Source organism: bacterium (assembly GCA_017744355.1).
GTDB lineage: Bacteria > Cyanobacteriota > Sericytochromatia > S15B-MN24 > UBA4093 > JAGIBK01.
This window is the reverse complement of sequence record JAGIBK010000005.1, coordinates 336,173-356,363: the sequence shown is the minus strand read 5'-3', so window position 1 is coordinate 356,363 and position 20,191 is coordinate 336,173. Positions and strand designations below refer to the sequence as shown.

The window sequence follows — 20,191 nt, the reverse complement described above, 5'->3', positions numbered from 1 at the left end:
GGCTCACTCCGAACGCAGGCAGAGGATCGGGTCGAGGGCAGCGGCCTGTTTGGCCGGATACCAGCCGAAGAACAGGCCGATCCCCGCCGACGAGAGGACGGAGAGCACGATCGCTTGCTGGCTGACCACGCCGACCCAGCCCTTGTTGATCAAGGGTCCGACGAGGGCCGCGAGCTGCGCGCCCCCCACCCCGATCAAGGCGCCGGCCGCAGCGCCCGAGAGGCTCAGGAGAATGGCCTCGACCAGGAACTGGCCCATGATGGAGCGGCCCGTGGCGCCGACGGCCTTGCGCAGGCCGATCTCGCGCTTTCGCTCGGTGACGGCGACCAGCATGATGTTCATGATGCCCACCCCGCCGATGACGAGGCTCATCCCCGCGATCAGGCCAACCACCAGAATCATGCCGTAGAAGACCGAGTAGAAGCCCTTGAGCATGCCCCCGAAGTCCAGGAACTGGAAGTCGTCCACGTCGTGGTGACGCAGCATCAGGACGGCGTTGGCCCGGTCGATGATCGCTTGGTTGTGAGCAGGGTCGGTCGAGGTGAGGCTGAAGAAGGAAAGGCGCCCGCTCGGGGAGGTGACGGTGATGGGCGCGATCGCAAGATCGTTCCAGTCGAAGCCCATGCTCGCCCCGCCCTTGGCGTTGAAAGCGAGGCGCCCCACCACCCGGTAGCGATCGCCCTTGAGCACCAGCTCTTGGCCGACGGCCTCCTGGCCGGGGAAGAGCTTCTCGGCGAGCTTGTCGCCCACCACGCAGACCCGCGCGCGGGTCGCAAGGTCCGCAGCCGTGAGGTCTCGTCCCGCCTCGAGGGTCATGCGGTAGGCCCCCACGAAGGCCTCGCTCGTCCCCACCAGGTCGGTGAGCTTCTCCGACTGGCCGGGTCGGCGAACGGGGCTCGACGGCTGAGTGTCGAGCGGGGTCAGGTGCTCCACGTGGGGCAGGCGCCCCTCCAGGGCCCGCGCGTCGGCGTAGGTCAGGCCCTTGAGGTAGTTGCCCTGCTTCTTGGCCGCCTTCTTGGGGGTCTCGGCCATGACCATGATGAAGCGGGTGCCGCCCATGTCCTCGATGCCGCGCACCAGCGTCGCAAGCCCGCTCTGGGCGAGGCTGGTCAGGAGGATGACCGCCGCCACCCCGATGGTGATGCTCAGGACCGTCAGGGTCGCGCGCAGGCGGTTGTTCCCGAGGGTCTTGAACGCCAGGCGCAGGTACTCGCGCAGCATGGGGCTAGAACTTCATCGTGTTGTCGGCCGAAGGCGCTGGCTTGATGAGGACCTCCTGGCCCTCGACGAGGCCCGAGAGGATTTCGATCTGGGTGTCGGTCGCAAGCCCCAGGGTGACCGAAGCGGTCGCGGGCTTGGCACCCTTCTCCTTGGCCGGCAGCGTCACCGAGCCCGAAAGGCCCTTGCCCCGTATCACCGCCTCGACGGGCAGGTAGAGGGCGCCCTCCTTGTTCGTGACCAGCACGTCCAGGTCCGCCGACATGCCGGGCTTGAGGGCGTCGGCGTCGGTGCCCGCGAGGATGGTCTCGATGGGGAAGGTCTGGATGGTGCTCTGGCCGTCCTTGCTCGCCTCGGCCGCAGGCGCCACCTTGCGGATCTCGCCGGTGAAGACCTTGCCAGGCGCCGAGTCGACCCGCACCTCGACCTTCTGGCCCTTGCGAACCTTGCCCACGTCGATCTGGTTGAGGCTGCTCGCGATGATCAAGCGGTCCAGATCGGCGACGGTGAGCATGCTGGTCCCCTGGGCCGTGGCCGAGACGCCGGGTGAGACCATCTCGCCGACCTCGATGCCGCGCTTGATCACCGTGCCCGCCATGGGCGAGCGGATCGAGGCGTAGGAGAGCTGGTCCTCGGTGGCCTTGAGGGCCACCTCAGCCCGCGCGAGCTGGGCCTTGGCCTCGGCGATCTCCTCAAGACGGGGGCCAGCCTTGATTTTGGCGAGGCGCGCCCGAGAAGCGTCGAGCTGGGCCTTGGCGGCGAAGTAGTCGCTACGCGCGCTCTCGGCCTCGCGCGGGGTGATGGTGCCCGCCTTGAGGGCCTCTTCGCTACGACGATAGTCGGCCTCGGCCCGCGCGAAGGCGGCTTCCTGCTGGCTCACCTGGGCTCGGGCCTCGGTCAGTTCTTCGCGGCGCGAGCCGGCCTTGAGCAGGGCGAGGCGCGCAGCGGCCTGATCCCGGTCGGCCGCGGCACGCGCCCGCTCGCGCTCCATGTCGGTGGTGTCGAGCTGGATGAGGAGCTGGCCCTTCTCGACCTTCTGGCCCACGTCCACCAGGAGCTTGGCGACCTGGCCTGCGACCTTGCTCTTGATCTCGACCTTGGTCAGGGGCTGGACGGTGCCGGTTTCGGAAACGACCACCCGCAAGGCGCCGCGCTCGACCTTGGCGTGAGGCTCGGCGTTCTTCTTGCCCTTGTTGATCGAGGCGAAGGTGGCGGCTCCGGCGCCCAGGGCGACGACGACGCCCAGGACGGCGACGGTTTTGACGGGAAAGGCCACGGTGCGACTCCTTGTCTTCAGGAACGGGGCTAGAGGGTGCCGAGGGCGCGCTCGAGCTCGGCGCGCGCAAGCTGGGCGTCGATGAGGGCTTGCACCCGCTGGGTGCGCGAGGTGACGAGACTCCCCAGGGAGTCGTTGACCTCGACCTGCGAGGCGTAACCCTGCTGGTAGCGGGTCTCGACCCACTTGAGGGTCTTGCCCGCGATGGCGGTGCTCTTGTCGGTCAACTCCAGGCGATCGCGCGCACTCTTGAGGCGGATGAGGGCCTTCTCGGCCTGGAGGCGTGCGTCGCGCCGGGCCTTCTCGTGGGTCGCGCGAGCCTCGCGCACCTCGCCTTCGGCGCGCGCGATCGCCCGGTGGATCTTGCCGCCGTCGAAGAGGTTGAAGCTCGCCGCAAGCCGCGCATCCCAGGTGCCCGACACCGACGACGAGAAGCCGCGGGCCCCTAGCGTCGGGTCGTACGGGTTGTTGCCGTGCTGGTAGGTCGTGATCAAGGAAAGCTGGGGCCAGCGATCGCCGCCCGCCGCCGCGAGCGAGGCCTCGGCTGCTTGCAACCGGGCTGCCGCCGCCTGGACGTCCGGGCGCTGGTCGAGCAGCCGCTCCACCCGCTCGCGCGAGGGCAGGGCGATCGCCGTCGTGAGCGTCACCGAGGCCCCATCGATCGAGAGGGAATCGGCGGAGGTGCCGACCAAGGTCGCAAGCTCGGTCCGTGCCTGAAGGGTCTCGCCCTGCAAGCGCAGCTGCTCGTTCTTGGCATTGAGCACGCTGACCTCGACCCGGTCCACGTCGCTGGTGGTCTGGCGGCCGAGCGCGTAACCCGCCCGAGTCAGCTTCAGGGTCCGCTCGGTCTGGGCGATGGCCTCCTGCTGGATCTCTTCGACCAACTCGGCCTGTCGAAGCTGCCAGAAGGCCCGCGTCACCTGGATGGTGAGTTCCTGGCGGGTCTGCCGGCGCGAGGAGGAGGCCGCGTCGCGCTGGTGCTGGGCCGAAGCGACCGCGTTGGTGAGCTTGAAGCCCGTGAAGAGGGGCACAGTCAGGCTGACGTTGCCGTTGATGCTCTGCTGGTTCGTGGTCTGGGGCAGCGGGCCCTGGCCCAACAGTCCCGCCTGAGAGGTGCGCGAGAGGGCCGAGACGTCGGTACTCAAGGTGAAGCGCTGGCTCTGGGCGTCGGCCACGGCGAGCTCCGCGGCCTCCTCGCGGTTGTCGGCGATCAGCGCGTCGGGGTGGGTCGCAAGCGCCTTGGCGATCGCCTCGTTCAGGGTCAAAGACGTGGCGGCGTGCGCGCTCGGCGAGAGGGCGGCGATCAAGAGCGCGGTAAGAGCGAAGCGCTTCATACGGAAAGGGACCTCGTGGGCACGTTGGCCTCGTCGGAGAGGATGCGGCCGTCCTTGAAGCGGATGATCCGCCGCGCGTAGGCGGCCACGTCGGGCTCGTGGGTCACGAGCACGAGGGTCATTCCCTGGGCGTTGAGCGCCGTGAAGAGGGCCATGATCTCGTCGCTGGTCCGCGAGTCGAGGGCACCGGTCGGCTCGTCGGCCAAGAGGATCTTGGGCCGGTTGACGATGGCGCGGGCGATGGCCACCCGCTGCTGCTGACCGCCCGAGAGCTGGCTCGGGGTGTGGTCGGCACGGTTGGCGAGCCCCACCCGCTCCAGGGCCTCCAGGGCCCGGGCCTTGCGCTCGGCGGGCTTGATCCCCGCGTAGAGCAAGGGCAGCTCCACGTTCTCGAGGGCCGTGGTGCGGGGCAAGAGGTTGAAGCTCTGGAAGACGAAGCCCAGCTTCTGGTTGCGGACCTTGGCCAGGGCGTTGTCGTCGTACTGACCGATGGGCAGGCCGTCCAGGGCGTACTCGCCCTCGCTCGCCCGATCCAGGCAGCCGATGATGTTCATGAGCGTGGACTTGCCAGAGCCGCTCGTGCCCATGATGGCGACGAACTCGCCCTCCTGGATGTCGAGGCTCACTCCGGCGAGGGCGAAGATGGCCTGATCACCGGCCTGGTAACGCTTCTTGATGTCCCGAATGCGAATCATGGAGCCCCCCTCAACGAGCGGACGCTCCATTATACGGCATGAAAAAAAGGGTTCGAGCGGGTTACCCCGCTCGAAGCCTCGACTAGCTCATCGGTATCTGCTCGTTCTTGGGCGGCTCGCCTTGCGGCTGCTCGGTCCGCGGCAACTCACCTCGGGCCTGTTCGCCCTCGACGGAGATCCGCTTGGGGGTCGCGCCGGCGGCGAGTGGCGCATGGATGGTCAGCACGCCATCCTTGAAGGACGCCCTGGCCTGCTCGGGATTGATCGGGCTCGGCAGCTCGACCGTGCGCACGAACGAGCCGAAGCGCCGCTCCGCCCGATGGAAGTTCTCCTCCTTGACCTCGGTTTCCCGCGTGGTCTCGCCCTTGAGGGTCAAGGTGTTCTCGGTCGAGGTGATCTCGACGTCCTTGATGTCCATCCCGGGCAATTCGGCCTCGATGAAGACCTCGCCGTCCTTCTCGTACACGTCGAGCGCCGGCCCCATCAGGCCGAACCCGCCGCGCAGGGCCGGGGTCATGACGTCCTCGAACATCCGGTTGATCTGGTCTCTGAGCGTACGAACGCCCATGGGTTCCCATCGCGTGAGGGCCATGACGAACCTCCTTTCCGAATGAATGAAGGGGTGACGCAGCGGGATCATATCTCCTAGAAAGCGCGCCACAAGGCGCGTCAGACCCCCAGGTGCCTCGGTTGTTGATTGGGTTCCGGCGCGGCATGGCGTATGGTGGGCGCACACCCCGACGAGAGGAGGCAGGCGTGAAAGGCTTCCGGATCGCCACCCTGTTCGGAATTCCCATCGAGATCAACGTCTCCTGGCTCATCATCTTCACCATCATCTTCTGGTCGTTGAGCGCGGCGGTCTTCCCGATGACCTACCCTGGCCTCGGCCGCGGCGTCTACCTCCTCATGGGGGCGGTGACGACGGTGCTCTTCTTCGCCTCGCTCATCGCCCACGAGCTCTCGCACTCGCTGGTCAGCCAGCACTTCGGCCTGCGGGTGCGCCGGATCGTGCTGTTCGTCTTCGGGGGCATCTCCGAGACCACCCAGGAGCTGCCGAGCCCCGCCATCGAGTTCAAGGTGGCGATCGCGGGCCCCTTGATGAGCTTCGCCCTGGGCGCCCTCTTCGCCCTCTTGGCGCGCGGCCTGGACACCATGCCGGGCTTCTTCGCCGCCGCCGGGGTCTGCGCCTGGCTTGCGGTGGTCAACCTGGCCCTCGGCCTCTTCAACCTCCTGCCGGGCTTCCCCCTCGACGGGGGGCGCGTGCTGCGCGCCGCCGCCTGGCAAGCCACGGGCAGCCTGCGGCGCGCCACCCGCATCGCCTCGCGCGGCGGTCAGATCGTCGGCGGTCTCTTGATGCTCTGGGGGCTCTTGCGGGTGATGGCCGGCGACCTGTTCGGGGCCATCTGGATCGGCTTCATCGGGTACTTGCTCTTCCAGGCGGCAGCCAGCCAGTACGGCGAGATGGTCCTGCACGCGGCGCTCTCGGGGGTGGGGGTCGGCGACCTCATGACGCGCGACCCGCAGGTGCTCGACCCGGACATGACCCTCTCGGCGGTGGTGGACGACTACCTCTTGCGTTACCCCTACGAGGGCTACCCGGTCGTCGACGGCCATCTGGACGGACTGCTGCAAGCCAAGCAGGTCAAGGCCGTCCCCCCGGAAGAGTGGTCGCGCCGGCGGGTCCGCGAGGTCATGACCCCGCTGGGCGACGCCCAGGCGTTGGATCCGCACGCCAGCGTGGCCGATGCGCTCCAGCGCTTCAGCCAGCTCGACGTGGGACGCCTACCCGTGGTGGAGGAGGGGCGGGTGATCGGGATGCTCAGCCAGTCGGATGTGATCCGCTACCTGGCGTGGCACCCCGAGATCGAGAAGAGCGCAGGCACCTAGAAGAGCGTCGCCCCCGAGAAGCGGAAGCCATCCACCACCAGCGCCGGGGCACGGGTCGCCCCGTACCAGCCGGGCACGAGCTTGGTGTCCCTTGCGATCGCCCGCACGTTGTTCAGGGCGTCGATGCCCCCCGAGGTGAAGCGCAGGTTCTTGAGGGGGCGCGTCACCTCGCCGTTCTCGATCAAGAAGGTGCCGTCGCGGGTCATGCCCGTGATGGTCGCCGTGTGCGCGTCCGCCAGGTTGGTGTAGTGGAAGCGGGTGACGAGGATGCCCCGCTCGATCCCGCGCAGCATATCGGCCTTGGTCGCATCGCCCGCCTCCAGTCGCAAATGGCTGGGATGGGGACCCGAGGTGCTGGGCGCCGGGAAGGCGTGGCCCGTCGAAGCCACCCCAAGCTGATGGGCGGTGAAGGAGTCGTGGGCGACCCCGCGAACGACCCCCTTCTCGATCAGGCAGAGACGCTCCTTGCCCACCCCTTCGGCGTCGAAGGCCGCCGGCAGCATCTCGGCCCCCAGCGGATCGTCCCAGACCGTCACGTTCGAGCCGAAAAGGCGATCGCCCAGGCGCCCCGCCACGAACGAGACGCCGTCGACCAGCCCCTGGCCCCCGAAGCCCGCCGCTGCCACGTGGTCAAGCAGATCCGCCACGGCGTCCTCCTCGAGCAGGACGGTGTAGGCACCGGGCTCGATGGCCACCGGGTGCGCGCTCTTGAGCGCCTTGTTGATGGCCACCCACGCGAGGGCCTCGGCATCGAGCCCAGCCACGTCCGCGGCGGTAAAGGAAGAGTAGCCCGACGAGTCGGCGCCCATCACGACCAGGTTGTAGTCGGCCTTGGTGGCCTCCTGGGTCACGAAGAGGCCGCGCGAGTTGGCGATCGTGCGGCGGCCCGCGGCGGTCTCGAAGGCGCCGAAGGCGTTGAGGCCCGCCGCCAGAGCCAGGCGGCAGGCCACCCCTGCCACCCGGGCGCGGTCCTCGGGAGTAGCCGCTGCAGTGGCGGCCGCATAGGCGTGGGGCACCGCCGCGTAGCGCTGCGGCCCCGGCAGGGGCGGCAGGTCGCAGGGGGGCGCATAGCGCGCGAGCATGCGGGCGCGCTCGACCAGGCGCGCGAGCGAGGCCTCCGAGAGGTCGTTGGTCGAAGCGACGCCGACGCGTCCGCCCTCGATGACCCGCACGCGGACCTCGGTGTTGCGCTCCGAGACGTTCTGGTGGATCTCGGAATTGGCGAAGCGGGTCAGGTGGCTCTCGCGCTCGGCGACGAGCACTTCGGTCTCGGCGGCCTGCGAAAGAGAGAGGACGCGCTCGGCCAGATGCTTTGAAGTCACGGTCATGACAGAATCCCCACGCGGACGTTGCGGAAGCGGGCGGGTGCGGCGCCGTGGCCCACGTGGGCCGTCTGGCCGGGCTGGCCCTTGCCGCAGTTCGGAGTGCCCCAGATCTGCCACTGGCTCGCATCGCCGATGGCGTCACAGTTGGCCCAGAACTCGGGGGTCAGGCCGGTGTAGGTCGGGTTCTTGAGCAGGCGCCCGAGCTTCCCGCCCTTGATCTCCCAGGCGATCTCGCAGCCGAACTGGAAGTTGACGCGCTTGTCGTCGATGCTCCAGCTCTTGTTGGTGTGCATGTAGATGCCGTCCTCGACCTCGCCGATGAGGCGCTCGAAGCTGTGCTCACCCGGTTCGAGGTTGATGTTGGTCATGCGGATCATGGGCATGCGCTCCCAGCCGTCGGCGCGCATGGTGGCGTTGGACTCCCGGCCGATCTTGGAAGCCGTCTCGCGGGAGCTGAGGAAGCCCTTGAACATGCCCTGTTCGATGATCGGCGCGCGCTGCGCGGGCATCCCCTCATCGTCGTAGCCGAAGGTCCCGAGGCCGCCCGGTGCCGTCGCGTCGGCCGTCACGTTGACGATCTCGGAGCCGTAGCGGAAGCCGTCGAGCATGCCAGGGTCGAGGAAGCTCGTGCCCGCAAAGGAGGCCTCCATGCCGAAGACCCGGTCCAGCTCGATGGCATGGCCGATGGACTCGTGGACCTGAAGGGCCAGCTGGGTCGGATCGAGCACCAGGGTCGTGACCCCAGAGGGGCAGACCGGCGCCGTGAGCAGCGAAGCCGCCTCCTCGGCGATGCGGCGGGCGTTGCCCACCAGATCCACCTCGCGCACCAGCTCGAAGCCGCGCGTGGCCTGGTGCCGGCCGAAGCTGTTGGGGTAGCTGCGGCGCTGCACGTCCCCCTCGCCCACGGCGGTGGCCGCGATGCCGCAGCCGGTCTCGGTGAGGACCTGCTCGATGTAGGCCCCCTCGGTCGAGGCGAAGGTCTTCTCTTCGCGCTGGCAGCCGAGCGATGCCTCGGTCGCCCGGATCCCGGGGACGGCGCGCATCTCGGCGTCGGCCGCCATCAGGAGGGCGATCTTCTCTTCGAGCGAGACAGCGAAGGGGTCCTCGCCGACGGGGGTCTCGTAATACCCCACCGTGGCGACCGGCGGCCCCAGCTCGACCTTCTCGCGCTGCACGGTGTGGCTGGCCTTGGCGATGGCCGTCGCGAGGGCGGCGACGCGCTCCACCTCGTCGGGGGTGACCAGCGCGCTCGAGGCGAAGCCCCACGACCCGCGGTAGAGGGCCCGGATGCCGAAGCCCTCGCTCTCGTCCAGGGAAAGGCCCGCTAGGTGGCCGTCCTTGACGGTGATGGTCTCGAAGGCGCGCTTCACGAAGCGCACGTCGGCGTAGTCCGCGCCCGACAACTGCGCACGGTTCAGCGCCCGATGGGCAAGATCCTTCATCCGAGCTCCTTTGGTGGATGGGAAAGCGGGGAAAGGGGGGTCAAATTCAAGAACCATCCGATTCTACACCATGATAGAATGTCTCGAATTGCCGCGTGAAAACTGACCCTCGAATAGGATTTCGCCATGCCTGATACCCTGATCAAAGCCACCGCCGCCGACGGCCGCATCCGGGCCGTCGCCGCCTTCACGACCGAGACGGTCAACGAGGCCTGCCGACGCCACGCCACGAGCCCGACCGCCTCGGCGGCGCTCGGCAAGGCCCTCGGCGCCGGCCTCCTGGTCGCGTCGGCCACCATGAAGGATCCCCGCGGCAGCCTCACCATCCGGGTGATGGGCGACGGCCCCCTGGGCCTGATCCTGGTCGATGCGCGCGCCAACGGCGCCGTGCGGGGCTACGTCTCGCGCCCCGACACCTACCTGCCCCCCACTCCCCACGGCACCCTCGACGTGGGCGGCGCCGTGGGCCGCTCGGGCACCCTCTCGATCACCCACGACAACGGTCTGGGCGGCCAGCCCTACACCGGCACGGTCGAGCTGGTCAGCGGCGAGCTGGGCGAGGACTTCACCCACTACATGGCCACCTCCATGCAGACCCCGTCGGCGCTCTCGCTGGGCATCTTCGTCCAGCCGAGCGGCGAGGTCGAGGTCTCGGGCGGCCTTTTGGTCCAGCTGATGCCGGATGCCGGCGACGAGATCGCCGAGCGCCTGGAGGAGACCCTCAGCAAACTGCCCTCTTTCACCCAGCTCGCGCGGCAGTACGGTAGCCTCGACAAGATCCTCCACGCGGCGCTCTCGGGCTTCGCCGTCGAGATCCTCCACAGCGAGGAGTCGGTCCGCTTCGAGTGCCCCTGCTCGACCGATCGCGTCATGCGCGCGCTGGCGAGCCTCGGTCCCACCGAGATCCGCGAGATCATCGAAGAGCAGGGCCAGGCCGAGGCCACCTGCCACTTCTGCAACGAGCAGTACGTGGTCAGCCGCGAGCAACTCGAAGAGCTGCTGGTCAACCAGTAACCACCCAGAAAGCGGGGGCGGCCGATGGGCCGCCCCCGCTGCTTATTTGCCGTACAACGCCTGATAGGTCCAGTAGTTCCCAAAGACCTTCTTCACGTAGTGGCGCGTCTCCGGGTAGGGGATCAGCTCGACCCACACGTCCACGTCCTGGTGGCCGTTGGCGTCGATCCACTTCTTGACCGCGTTGGGGCCCGCGTTGTAAGCCGCCACCGCGAAGACCGGCTGGTCCGACAGGCGCTTCTGCACCCAGGAGAGGTAATAAGCCCCCAGCTTGAGGTTCCAGAAGGGGTCCGTCAGGGCTTTGACGGGCCCCGGCACCTTCTTGCCCACCCACTCGGCGGTGCCCGGCATCAGCTGGCTGAGGCCCATGGCCCCCACCCACGACCGCGCCTGCGGGTCGAAGAGGCTCTCCTGCTTGACCAGCGAGGTGAAGAGCAGGGGGTCGATCCCCTGCGGATCGGCCGCGGCCTTGACCAGGGGGTAGTAGCCCAGCGGATAGCTCAGGTAAGGATCGACGCCCTCCGAGAAGGCGATCGCCTTGGAGTAGCGCCCGCCCTGCAACGAGAGCCAGGCCTTCAGGTCGTCCGAGGCCCCCGTGCGCTGCGCGTGCCGCAGGGCAGGGTCCACCTGACCGAGATAAATCAGCTCCTTGAGCGGAGCGGGGAAGGCCGCGATCTGCCGCAGGTAGTCGCCCTTGGGAGGCTTGGTTTCGAAGAGGGGCGTGAGGTCCTCGGCGCGCGGCGAGACCTCGACCGGGCGCACCGCGAAGCCCGGATCGGGCTTGCCCTCGTCGAGCGCCGCCAGGCGGAAGCGCGAGCGCCAGCCGTAGTACGAGCGCGGGCTCTTGGTCAAGACCCGCTGATAGCTCGCGCGGGCCTCCTCGCGATCGCCCTCGCGCTCTGCAAGGCGCCCGAGCCAGTAGAGCCCCGAGGGGCCCTGCACCTTGACCAGGATGGCGTCGCCCATGCGCTGGGCCCAAAGCTTGGCCTCGTCGTAGCGCTTGGCCTGGTAGGCTCGCCACAGGAAGCGCCAGCGCGCCTCGGTGGCCTCCTCGGAGCGGGGGAAAGCCTGGATCAGGCGCAAGTCGACGACCTTGGCGTTGTCTTCGTCGTCCACTCGGCGGTACATGGCGCTCCAGCGCGTGTAGGCCTCGAGACCGGCGTCGCCCTTGTCCTTGGCGGCCTCGCGGTAGTAGGCGATCGCCTGGGGACGGCGCTTGCGCTTCTCTTCGAGCTGGCCGAGGGTCACGAGCGCGCGCGCCTTGAGGGACGGATCGAGCACCATGGCCTTCTTGAGCAGGGTCACGCCCCGGTCGTAGTCCCCCAGGCGCCAGGCGGCCCGTCCCTGTCGGAAGACCGCAAGCCCCGACTTGAGCCCCTTGAGCAAACGCTCGGCAGGCCCGTACTCGGCCGCCTCCAGCAAGATGCCCGCCAGATCCAGGCGCTCGGTAGCGCTCAGGTCCTCCTGCTTGGAGAGGGCCCGGGCCACCGCGAAGCGATTGGGCCCCTTCGGGTAGCGCGCGCGGTGCTCGCGCAGGCGCGCAAGGCGCTCCGCCTCGGGACCCTGGGTTCCGAGCAAGAAGAGGGCGCGCTCGGCGAGCGGCTCTACCGTCCCCGCCCGTGCGAGCGGCAAGAGGTGGCGCGCCGCGGCGGCGGGATCCGAGGCCAAGAGCAACTCGCCGAGGGCCATGCGGGCCTCGCCGACGAGCGGGCTCTTGGGGTAATCCTCGATCAAACGGCCATAAGCCTCGCGGGCCTCGGCGGCATCCGTCTGCGAAAGAGCCTGTCCCCCGGCCAAGAGGAGCCAGTCGGGCGCATCGGCGTCGAGGACGCCACGGCCATCGACCGCAGCACCCGCGCGGGCGGCACAGTCCATGAGGACGGCCTCCATGCGGCGCTCCCAGACCTTGCCCTTGAGCCGGCCTCGGAAGGCCTCGAAGCGATCGATATAGGCCTGCCAATCAGGCCCGGCGCCTTCGGCGAGGGCCTGGCGATACTCCTGCAGAGTCGTCTCGAAGGCCTGCCGGACCTGCGTCTCGGACTCGAAGGAGAACGGGAAGGCCGAAGCAGGGGCGACGAGGGGCGACGCCCCTGCCGTCCACAGGGTCGCCGCCACGAGAGCGAGCGCCAAGGCGCGTTTCATGCCAAACCTCCGGTCAGTCGGGATTCTGCTCGTTGATGACCGCCATCATGGCCTCGTGCAGCGGGCCGTTCGACGCGAGCAGCTCCTTGGCGTAAGGGTCGAAGGGGTTGCCCTGGTAGTCGCTCATGCGCCCGCCCGCCTCCTGGACGATGAGCGAGCCCGCCGCCACATCCCAGGCCGAGAGGCCCGGCTCCCAGAAGCCGTCGTAGCGGCCGCAGGCCACGTGGCACAGGTCGAGAGCCGCCGATCCTGCCCGCCGCACCGCCTGGCAGCGGTAGAGAAAGCGGATGAACAAGGGCAGGTTGCTGCCCTCCTGGATGACGTGATAGGGGAAGCCGGTGGTGAGCAGCGAGCGGCGAAGCTCGGTGGTCTCGGAGACCGCGATCGGCGTGCCGTTGAGGGTCGCACCCTCGCCGAGAGCCGCGCTGAACAACTCGTCGAGCATCGGGTTGTAGACCGCCCCCACGATGACGCGGCCCTCGTGCTCGAGGCCGACCGAGACGCAGTAGTAGGGGAAGCCGTGGGCGTAGTTGGTGGTGCCGTCCACCGGATCCAAGAGCCAGCGATAGGCCGACCCGGAGGTCTTGAGGCCCTCCTCCTCGCCCAGGATCTCGTGATCCGGGTAGATCTCGGCGATGCGCGCGCGCATGTAGGCCTCGGCGGCGCGATCGACCTCGGTGACCAGGTCGATCTCTCCCTTATACTCAATGGTGTGACGTTTGCCGTGGTGCTCGCGCAGGATGCTCCCGGCACCCGTGGCGAGGGACTCGGCGAAGGCTCGAAGTTTCTGCATACGGCCATGCTAGCACAAGCCGAAGGCTCGACGAGGGGCGCTCGCTCGCGGTACAACTTCAAGAACCGACTTGGAGAAAAGGTCTTGCTTCCATCACTATCGCTCGCCCTCATGCTCGCAAGCGCCCCCGGCGCGCCTGCCCAGGCGCCGCGCCCGGCCGCCGTGCAACCTGCTGCTGCCGAGGACTTCGACATCCAAGTGGGCGAGGTCGCGCGCGGCAAGCGCACCGTGCGCGTTTCCCTGACAATCGAGAACCGGATCGGCGCCAAGCGCCTCTTCATCCACATGGAGCCCGGTGACGAGGGCAGCGTCCTCTTCGTGCCGGCACCGCCCGCCAAGGGCGCGCCCCCCGACCGGACCACCCACTTCCTGCCGACCAGCAACGGCCAGACGATCCAGGCCACCCTGCTCTTCCCCCTCGACGAGGAAGTCCAGGAGGCGATCCTCATCGTGGGCGAGGCCGCCACCCCCTACCGCCAGAGCTCTGTTCGGATCGACCTGAAGGAAGCCGCCGCCCCCACCCCCGAGCCCACGCCGGCGGCTGCGGGCGAGCGGGTCATCGCTCGTTACAAGCCGCCCGTCAGCGCCCTGGGCGCGGCGATCGTGCTGAAGGACGGCGCACCGGGCCCCGAGGGCCACGGTTGGACCCGGGTGTACACCGAATTGCCCGACGTGAGCCTCGACCAGCTGGCCAAGGCCATCCAGCGCCCCGCCCAGGTCTGGTCGGGGCCGGGGGGCCTCTTGTTCATCGCCAAGCTCAGCCCGAAGCGCGCGATCGCCCTGACGGTCAAGGACGGGTCGATCGTCACGGGCCAGATGATCAACCAGGCCACCTACGCCAAGCTGGTGGGCCCGGGAACGTCGTTCCCGAGCCGCATCTTCGTGGGGAAGGATTAAGGCTTTACAGGGTTCGGCCGAGGCTCTCGGCCGTGGCGCGCAGGCCCTTCATCAGCTCTTCGAACTGGGTCGGATAGAGGCTCTGCATCCCGTCGCTCTTGGCCTCTTGCGGGTTGCGGTGGACCTCGACGATGATGCCGTCAGCACCCGCGGCGATCGCCCCGCGCGAGACCGGCGAGACCAGCTCGCGGCGGCCGGTGCCGTGCGAGGGATCCCCCACCACCGGCAGGTGCGAGAGCTGCTTGATGACCGGGATGGCGTTGAGGTCGAACATGTTGCGGGTGTAGTCCTCGAAGCTGCGGACCCCGCGCTCGCACATGATGACCTGGGTGTTGCCCTCGGCGAGGATGTACTCGGCGGCGAGCAACCACTCCTTGAGGGTGGCCGACGGCCCGCGCTTGAGCATGACGGGCTTCTTGGCGCGGCCGGCCCGCTTGAGCAGGGCGAAGTTCTGCATGTTGCGCGCGCCGAGCTGGATGATGTCGGCGTACTCCTCGACCATGTCCAGGCTCTCGGGATCGATCGCCTCGGTGATGATGGCCAGACCGTAGGCGTCGCGCGCCTTGGCGAGCAGCTTGAGGCCTTCGAGGCCCATCCCCTGGAAGGAGTAAGGGCTGGTGCGGGGCTTGAAGGCGCCGCCGCGCAGCACGCGGGCGCCGGCCTTGGCCACGGCCTCGGCCGTCTCCATCAGCTGCTGCTCGCTCTCGACCCCGCAGGGCCCCGCCATCACGACGACCTGGGAGCCGCCGATCTCTACCCCGTTGGGCAGGGCGATGACGGTGTCGCGGGCCTGCCACTCGCGGCTGACGAGCTTGTAGGGGGCCGAGACGTGGATCACCTCGGCCACGCCGGGCAGGCCTTCGATGGTGCTCGAGTCGACGCGGCGGTCGTTGCCGACCACGCCGATGGCCGTGCGGCGCTCGCTCGGCATGGGGCGCGCCTCGAAGCCCATCTCGCGGATCGCCGCGATGACACGCTCCACGTCGGTGGGTTGGGCATCCTGAGCCATGACGACGAGCATAGGCGAGCTCCTTCGGTGCGAGTTCTTGGACGATTCAACGAAAAGCGGCGCCCGGCAAAGCAGGCCGGGCGCCGATTAGTAGCAGAAGTTTAGCCGCAACCGCAGCCCGAGCCGCAACCGCCCGACTTGGCAGCAGGCGCTTCCTGGCTGTGGCCGGTGCCGCAGCCGCCCGACCCGCAACCACCCGAGCCGCAGCCGCCGCCCGAAGAAACGTGGGGGCTGGTGATGGTGAAGCCGCCACCCATGGCCTCGACGCGGTAGCCGACCTCGGCACCTTCGAGGTAGGGGGCGCTGTGGGGGTCGATCACCACGGGGATGCCGTCGTGGTCGAAGCTCAGATCGCCGGCCTTGGCGGAGTCGAGCCCCATGCCGTAGCCGAAGCCGCTGCAGCCGCCCGGCTTGATGTAGAGGCGCAGCGCGAGATCGGTGCGCGACTGGGCGCCGAGCGCTTCCTTGATGTGGGTCGCGGCCTCGGGGGTCACCGTCAACGTCAACTTGGACGTGGCCTCTTGGGTAAGATTCACCATCTCGTTAAACCTCCAAATAAGATCCTGCCTGGATTATACCCCTCGCTCCCCACTGGGACAAGCGAGGGGGTCAGAGCATCAGGGTGGCGTCCCCGAACGAGTAGAAGCGGTACGCTTCGGCGATCGCCTCGGCGTAGGTTTCGAGCATCAGCTCGCGCCCGCCGAGGCCCCCCGGCCGCTTCTGGTCGGCGAAGGCCGAGACGAGCATCAGCAGGGTGGACTTGGGCAGGTGGAAGTTGGTGACGAGGGCATCCACCACCCGAAAGCGATAGCCCGGGTAGATGAAAATGCGGGTCTCGCCGGAGCCTGCCACCAGCTCTCCGCTCTCGGCGCAGTGCTCCAGGGTCCGAACGGCGGTGGTCCCGACCGCGATGACCCGGCCGCCACGGGCCTTGGTCCGCGCCACGGCCTCGACCGTTTCGGCGCTCAGGCGGTAGCGCTCCGCGTGCATCTCGTGGTCCGTCAGGTCCTCAACGCTCACCGGCTTGAAGGTCCCCATTCCGGTGTGGAGGGTGACCTGGGTGATCTCGACCCCCTTGGCCCGGGCGGCCTCCAAAAGGGCCGGCGTGAAGTGGAGGCCGGCGGTCGGAGCGGCCACGGCCCCCTCTTCGCGGGCGTAGACCGTCTGGTATCGACCCGGATCCTCGGCCTTGGCCTGGATGTACGGGGGCAGCGGCAGCTCGCCGTGCCGGGCGATCGCGGCCATGGTGGGCTCACCGGTGGCCTGCAGGGTGATCATCCGGCTGCCATCGGGCAGGACCTCGTCGATGTGCCCCGAGAAGCCCTCGCCGAAGTGAAGGGTGGTACCTACCTGGGCCTTGCGGCCCGGGCGCACCAGGCACACCCAGCGATCGCGCGTCGTCTCCTCGAGCAAGAGGACCTCGATCCGTGCGCCGGTAGGGCGAACGCCGTAGAGCCGCGCCGGGATCACCTTGGTGTCGTTCAGGACCAAGAGGTCGCCGGGGGCCAGGTAGTCGAGGATGTCCCGGAAGTGTCGGTGCTCGCGCGCTCCCGTGTCGCGGTGCACGACGAGCAAGCGGCTCAGGTCGCGCTCGGCCGCAGGAGCCTGCGCGATGCGCTCCTCGGGCAGGTGGAAGTCGTAATCCGAGAGTTTCAGTGACGCCATGATTCTCCGTACAGTTGCAAAAGCAGCAGGATCCCCACGATCAGCAGGTAGCTCTGCGGCATGGGCTTACCCGGACGCTGGCGGTTGTACTGGCGCCAGGCCAGGTACAGGGCGCACGCCTCAGCCGCATAGACCAGGTAGTAGGCCCCGGAAGGAAACGTCATTGCAGGGCCCCTGCGAGCGCCTGCGGGCTCTCGTGGAGCGCCCGCGACTCGAGTGTGGAGAGCTGCGACGTCGGGTAATAGTGTGCCAGAATCTGGGCGTAACCGTAACCACGCTCTCCGAGGCTCTTGGCCCCCCACTGCGAGAGGCCCAGGCCGTGACCGTGGCCGCGGCCGGCGAAAGCGAAGGCCGCAGGGCGCCCCGCGCCCCCGCCGTAGCCCAGCACGTTAAAGAGAGTGGAGTAGAGGCCCGCCGCCTGCCGGACTGCATCCCCCGAGACTTCCTGCTGGCCCTGGGTGCCGACCACCTTCACGCGCTTGACCCGCCCCGAGTAGCTTCGCTCCACGACCTCGAAGCGCAGCAAGTCGCCCACCCGCACGCCCTTAGCAGATAGCGCCTGGCGCAGGCTGGGAGCCTGCACGTTCTTCTGCCAGAGGTAGCGGGGGCTCTGCTGGTCGAAGTCGGGCACCGCCTGCAGGTAGGGACGCGGTTCGCCCCAGACGGCGGCCCCGGTTTCGGTGTAGCCGCCGGACGACGAGTGGAAGTAGGCCGCGATCACCCGGCCCCCGTGGGTCAGCACCTGTCCGAGCGTCTGATCCACCGCCATGTTGCTCGGCACCCGCTCGACGCCGGCCCCGCGATAGACCTGGTTCTCGGTGGTCGGCTTCATGTCGAAGCCGCGGCTGGCGAACTGGCCGAGCTTGGCGAGCGCGTAGGTGCGGGCGGCGACGGCCTGGGCTTTGAGGCTCTCGAGGGGCCAGCGAGGGTTCATCTCGGCGGGCACCACCCCGTACAGGTAGTGCTCCAGCGGGACGTGATTGACCAGGGTGAGGCGATTGCCCGCCGGCCGCAGCTCCATCTCGCCGCGGTACCAGCGCCCGGCCCCGAAAACCAACCCCACCTCGCCCGCCGCCGCGCGGGGCACGAGGCGCAAAGGCAACTGCACGGACGCGACGCGTCCCATGGAGCCGTACAGGGCGATCGCCGTTCCCTCGCGCTTGGCTTCCAGGGCCTCCATGGCCCGGGTCTGGGTGAGGGTCCGGCCGGATGCGTCCACGACGAGGCCGCCGACCGAGGTGGCGAGGGTCACCCGGGCCACCCCTTCGGCCAGGCCGATGCGAACGGTGGTCTCATGGGCGAAAGCAGGCGAGCTCAGCGCCAAAAGGAGGGCGAAGGCACAGGGGAGTCTCGCCATGACGGGACCGACGAAAGACTAGCCCGGCAGGCCGAAGCGGGCCGGGGGCCAGTAGCGAACGGCCGCGCGGCCGATGATGTTCTGGATGGGCAGGAAGCCCCAGACGTGGCTATCGGCCGAGTTGTTGCGGTTGTCGCCCATCACGAAGACGTGGCCCTCAGGCACCGTGACCTCGCGGCCGTCGTGGAAGTAGGCCCCGGGGTTGGCCGGATCCGGCATCAGGTAGTCAGGAGCTTCCTTGATGTAGGACTCCTGGAGCTCGACCCCGTTACGGAAGACCTTGCCGTCGTGGACCGAGAGGCGATCGCCGGGAATCCCGATCACGCGCTTGATGAAGGCGTTGTTCTCGCGGAAGCCCGCAGATGCGGGCGGGTTGAAGACGACGATGTCGCCGCGGCTGGGGGATTCGAAGCGGTAAGAGACCTTCTCGACGATCAGGCGATCGCCCACCTCGAGGGTCGGCAGCATGGACTCGGAAGGAATGAAACGAGCTTCTGCGACGGTCGCGCGCACGGTGAGCGCCAGGACCAGAGCCACCACGAAGGTCTCGATCGTCTCGCGGGTCCGAGACTTGGGGGGCTTGCCAGAAGCGCGCTTCTGACCAAAGGAAAACAAGGGCATTCAGAGGCCTCCGGGGACGGGTCGCGACGTTATTCTACCACAGCAAGGCAAAGCCTCACCTGGACGCTCAGCACAGCGCCAGAAGGCGCATGGCGCCGAGCGCCGCCGCGCCCGCGATCACGAGCAGCCAGGACCGATACCCGAAGCCGAAGCCGGATCGACGGCACCAGACCGCGTAGGTGGCCGAGAGGACGGCCGCGAGGCCCATGAGCGCCAGCGGCAGCGGCGAGAGCTGTCGTTCGGCCAGGGCGATGAAACCCGCCGCCAAGCTTGCGAGCTGGACGGGCAGCGCCCAGGCGATGGTCCGGTAGGCCGTCTCGGCGATGGTCGAGGGGGCGAGCGCGAAGAAGCGGCTGGTCTTGCGCGCCGTCAAGGCACTGCCCGTGTGGTTCAGGAGCGACGGCACGACGGTCGCCGCCCCGAACACGAGAAGCCCCGCCCCCGCGCTCGCGCCGATGGCGGTCAAAAGGGCCCAGGGAAGCGCGCCGAAGTAGAGCGGGGGACAGACCGCCAGGAAGATAGCCCCCAGCGCGAGCACCAGCGCCGCACACAGGCCCAGAAGGCGCGTGCCGAACTCCAGCTCCAGCACCCAGAAGACCAGGAGCGCCGGCAGGCAGAAGGCCGCCCAGGGCACCACGGCCCGCAGGAGCAAGAGGCCCACCGCGAGACCCGCGACGGTGCCCACGGTCGCCACCGCAAGGGCCAGGTAGGCGATGCGATCGATCTCGTGGCTGGGGCGCACCAGCTTGTACAGGTAGATCAGGATGGTCGCGAGCGCCGAGACGCCCACCAGGTCCCGGACGAAGCCGACCCATTCGAGCGAGAGCATGGCCGTATGCGGGGTCATGGGGTCTCCTCCTCGTTCCAACCGATGAGGGCATAGGCCTGAACCGGCTCACGCCGCCCCTTGATCGAGACCATGCCGAGGTCCCGCGCCCGGAGGCGATCGCCTGCCAGCTCGTAGGTCGCACCCGACAGGATGGAGTCGGTGTGAAACTCCTTGTTGAGAGCTTCAAGCCGGGAAGCGGTGTTGACCGCATCCCCGATGACGGTCTTCTCCCGGCGCTGGGGCGCGCCGATCTCGCCGATGATCGCCCGACCCGACGAGATCCCGATGCGGACCTTGACCGGTCGGCGCCCCTCGGCGATCGCCTGCGCCTGCAGTTGGGCGGCGGCCTCTTGCATGGCGATGGCCGCCTGGACCGAAAGCGCGGCCGAGCGGCGCGGGTCGGCCTCGGACCAGACGACCAGCATGGCGTCGCCCATGAACTTGTCCACCCGTCCGCCGAAGCGGTCCACCGCGTCGGTGAGGGCCGTGAAGGTTTCATTGAGGCGCGAGACGACCTCGGGAGCGGGTAGCTGCTCGGTCATGGCGGTGAAGCCTTCGAGGTCGGCGAAGAGCACCGTCACGTCGCAGTGCACGCCGGCCGGGATCGCACCGAAGCCCCCCGCCGCTTGCGCGTGGGGGGCCGGAGAAGAGGAAGTAGGTCGACGAAAAAACCGCATTGAGAACCAA

General features: G+C 68.6%; 20 protein-coding genes. 3 read left to right on the top strand and 17 right to left on the bottom strand.

The window, feature by feature from the left end; all coding sequences use genetic code 11:
* Nucleotides 1-3: 3 nt before the first annotated feature.
* From J7643_14550 to J7643_14530, 5 genes are all read right to left on the bottom strand, one after another.
* Nucleotides 4-1,221 (bottom strand): ABC transporter permease, encoded by a 1,218-nt coding sequence (locus tag J7643_14550; GenBank protein MBO9541807.1) that lies wholly within the window; start codon nt 1,219-1,221, stop codon nt 4-6.
* Nucleotides 1,222-1,225: 4 nt separating this feature from the next.
* Entirely contained in the window at nt 1,226-2,494 is a 1,269-nt protein-coding gene (locus tag J7643_14545) for an efflux RND transporter periplasmic adaptor subunit (GenBank protein MBO9541806.1), read from the bottom strand.
* Nucleotides 2,495-2,523: 29 nt separating this feature from the next.
* A complete protein-coding gene (locus J7643_14540) occupies nt 2,524-3,828 on the bottom strand; it encodes a TolC family protein (protein MBO9541805.1) in 1,305 nt (434 codons plus the stop codon).
* On the bottom strand, nt 3,825-4,523 hold the full coding sequence (locus J7643_14535; GenBank protein ID MBO9541804.1) for an ABC transporter ATP-binding protein: 699 nt from the start codon (nt 4,521-4,523) through the stop codon (nt 3,825-3,827). Before J7643_14535 ends, J7643_14540 begins: the two co-directional genes overlap by 4 nt.
* Before the next feature lie 82 nt (nt 4,524-4,605).
* Nucleotides 4,606-5,115, bottom strand: coding sequence for an Hsp20/alpha crystallin family protein (locus tag J7643_14530; GenBank protein MBO9541803.1), 510 nt, complete (start codon nt 5,113-5,115; stop codon nt 4,606-4,608).
* Between the two features lie 164 nt (nt 5,116-5,279).
* Between J7643_14530 and J7643_14525 the strand changes: the two genes are divergently transcribed.
* Entirely contained in the window at nt 5,280-6,410 is a 1,131-nt protein-coding gene (locus tag J7643_14525) for a site-2 protease family protein (protein MBO9541802.1), read from the top strand.
* Here J7643_14525 and J7643_14520 read toward each other — a convergent pair.
* The gene (locus J7643_14520) at nt 6,407-7,738 is read right to left on the bottom strand and encodes a TldD/PmbA family protein (GenBank protein MBO9541801.1); all 1,332 of its coding nucleotides are present in this window, start codon (nt 7,736-7,738) and stop codon (nt 6,407-6,409) included. The genes J7643_14525 and J7643_14520 overlap by 4 nt on opposite strands.
* On the bottom strand, nt 7,735-9,177 hold the full coding sequence (locus tag J7643_14515) for a TldD/PmbA family protein (GenBank protein ID MBO9541800.1): 1,443 nt from the start codon (nt 9,175-9,177) through the stop codon (nt 7,735-7,737). The genes J7643_14520 and J7643_14515 overlap by 4 nt, the downstream gene beginning before the upstream one ends.
* Before the next feature lie 126 nt (nt 9,178-9,303).
* Between J7643_14515 and hslO the strand changes: the two genes are divergently transcribed.
* Nucleotides 9,304-10,191: an Hsp33 family molecular chaperone HslO gene (hslO, locus tag J7643_14510; protein MBO9541799.1), complete on the top strand. Its 888-nt coding sequence runs from the start codon at nt 9,304-9,306 to the stop codon at nt 10,189-10,191.
* Between the two features lie 42 nt (nt 10,192-10,233).
* Here the strand turns inward: hslO and J7643_14505 are convergent, their stop codons facing one another.
* A complete protein-coding gene (locus J7643_14505) occupies nt 10,234-12,333 on the bottom strand; it encodes a transglycosylase SLT domain-containing protein (protein MBO9541798.1) in 2,100 nt (699 codons plus the stop codon).
* A 13-nt stretch (nt 12,334-12,346) separates the two neighbouring features.
* Entirely contained in the window at nt 12,347-13,126 is a 780-nt protein-coding gene (locus J7643_14500; GenBank protein MBO9541797.1) for an inositol monophosphatase, read from the bottom strand.
* Between the two features lie 84 nt (nt 13,127-13,210).
* Between J7643_14500 and J7643_14495 the strand changes: the two genes are divergently transcribed.
* Complete coding sequence (locus tag J7643_14495) at nt 13,211-14,023, top strand: hypothetical protein (protein MBO9541796.1); 813 nt, start codon at nt 13,211-13,213, stop codon at nt 14,021-14,023.
* Between the two features lie 4 nt (nt 14,024-14,027).
* On the opposite strand, the gene aroF is transcribed toward J7643_14495, so the two are convergent.
* From aroF to J7643_14455, 8 genes are all read right to left on the bottom strand, one after another.
* Complete coding sequence (gene aroF / locus J7643_14490) at nt 14,028-15,044, bottom strand: 3-deoxy-7-phosphoheptulonate synthase (protein MBO9541795.1); 1,017 nt, start codon at nt 15,042-15,044, stop codon at nt 14,028-14,030.
* Between the two features lie 89 nt (nt 15,045-15,133).
* On the bottom strand, nt 15,134-15,571 hold the full coding sequence (locus J7643_14485) for an iron-sulfur cluster assembly accessory protein (protein ID MBO9541794.1): 438 nt from the start codon (nt 15,569-15,571) through the stop codon (nt 15,134-15,136).
* Nucleotides 15,572-15,641: 70 nt separating this feature from the next.
* Nucleotides 15,642-16,688, bottom strand: a complete 1,047-nt coding sequence (queA, locus tag J7643_14480; protein MBO9541793.1) for a tRNA preQ1(34) S-adenosylmethionine ribosyltransferase-isomerase QueA — start codon at nt 16,686-16,688, stop codon at nt 15,642-15,644.
* Nucleotides 16,685-16,861 carry a hypothetical protein gene (locus J7643_14475; GenBank protein ID MBO9541792.1) on the bottom strand — a complete coding sequence of 59 codons (177 nt, stop codon included), beginning with the start codon at nt 16,859-16,861 and terminating at the stop codon, nt 16,685-16,687. The genes queA and J7643_14475 overlap by 4 nt, the downstream gene beginning before the upstream one ends.
* Nucleotides 16,858-18,054 (bottom strand): SpoIID/LytB domain-containing protein, encoded by a 1,197-nt coding sequence (locus J7643_14470; GenBank protein MBO9541791.1) that lies wholly within the window; start codon nt 18,052-18,054, stop codon nt 16,858-16,860. Before J7643_14470 ends, J7643_14475 begins: the two co-directional genes overlap by 4 nt.
* 18 nt (nt 18,055-18,072) lie before the next feature.
* Nucleotides 18,073-18,675: a signal peptidase I gene (gene lepB, locus J7643_14465; protein ID MBO9541790.1), complete on the bottom strand. Its 603-nt coding sequence runs from the start codon at nt 18,673-18,675 to the stop codon at nt 18,073-18,075.
* 67 nt (nt 18,676-18,742) lie between these two features.
* Nucleotides 18,743-19,522, bottom strand: a complete 780-nt coding sequence (locus tag J7643_14460; protein ID MBO9541789.1) for a hypothetical protein — start codon at nt 19,520-19,522, stop codon at nt 18,743-18,745.
* Complete coding sequence (locus tag J7643_14455; GenBank protein ID MBO9541788.1) at nt 19,519-20,097, bottom strand: adenylate/guanylate cyclase domain-containing protein; 579 nt, start codon at nt 20,095-20,097, stop codon at nt 19,519-19,521. Before J7643_14455 ends, J7643_14460 begins: the two co-directional genes overlap by 4 nt.
* Between the last annotated feature and the right edge of the window lie 94 nt (nt 20,098-20,191).

What these genes read in the sequence shown, in the direction of transcription:
- aroF (MBO9541795.1), bottom strand. Translation starts at nt 15,044, where the DNA reads ATGCTCGTCGTCATGGCTCAGGATGCCCAACCCACCGACGTGGAGCGT.
- J7643_14475 (MBO9541792.1), bottom strand. Translation starts at nt 16,861, where the DNA reads ATGACGTTTCCTTCCGGGGCCTACTACCTGGTCTATGCGGCTGAGGCG.
- J7643_14535 (MBO9541804.1), bottom strand. Translation starts at nt 4,523, where the DNA reads ATGATTCGCATTCGGGACATCAAGAAGCGTTACCAGGCCGGTGATCAG.
- J7643_14505 (MBO9541798.1), bottom strand. Translation starts at nt 12,333, where the DNA reads ATGAAACGCGCCTTGGCGCTCGCTCTCGTGGCGGCGACCCTGTGGACG.
- J7643_14485 (MBO9541794.1), bottom strand. Translation starts at nt 15,571, where the DNA reads ATGGTGAATCTTACCCAAGAGGCCACGTCCAAGTTGACGTTGACGGTG.
- J7643_14460 (MBO9541789.1), bottom strand. Translation starts at nt 19,522, where the DNA reads ATGACCCCGCATACGGCCATGCTCTCGCTCGAATGGGTCGGCTTCGTC.
- J7643_14540 (MBO9541805.1), bottom strand. Translation starts at nt 3,828, where the DNA reads ATGAAGCGCTTCGCTCTTACCGCGCTCTTGATCGCCGCCCTCTCGCCG.
- J7643_14500 (MBO9541797.1), bottom strand. Translation starts at nt 13,126, where the DNA reads ATGCAGAAACTTCGAGCCTTCGCCGAGTCCCTCGCCACGGGTGCCGGG.
- J7643_14470 (MBO9541791.1), bottom strand. Translation starts at nt 18,054, where the DNA reads ATGGCGAGACTCCCCTGTGCCTTCGCCCTCCTTTTGGCGCTGAGCTCG.
- J7643_14550 (MBO9541807.1), bottom strand. Translation starts at nt 1,221, where the DNA reads ATGCTGCGCGAGTACCTGCGCCTGGCGTTCAAGACCCTCGGGAACAAC.
- J7643_14520 (MBO9541801.1), bottom strand. Translation starts at nt 7,738, where the DNA reads ATGACCGTGACTTCAAAGCATCTGGCCGAGCGCGTCCTCTCTCTTTCG.
- hslO (MBO9541799.1), top strand. Translation starts at nt 9,304, where the DNA reads ATGCCTGATACCCTGATCAAAGCCACCGCCGCCGACGGCCGCATCCGG.
- J7643_14515 (MBO9541800.1), bottom strand. Translation starts at nt 9,177, where the DNA reads ATGAAGGATCTTGCCCATCGGGCGCTGAACCGTGCGCAGTTGTCGGGC.
- lepB (MBO9541790.1), bottom strand. Translation starts at nt 18,675, where the DNA reads ATGCCCTTGTTTTCCTTTGGTCAGAAGCGCGCTTCTGGCAAGCCCCCC.
- J7643_14530 (MBO9541803.1), bottom strand. Translation starts at nt 5,115, where the DNA reads ATGGCCCTCACGCGATGGGAACCCATGGGCGTTCGTACGCTCAGAGAC.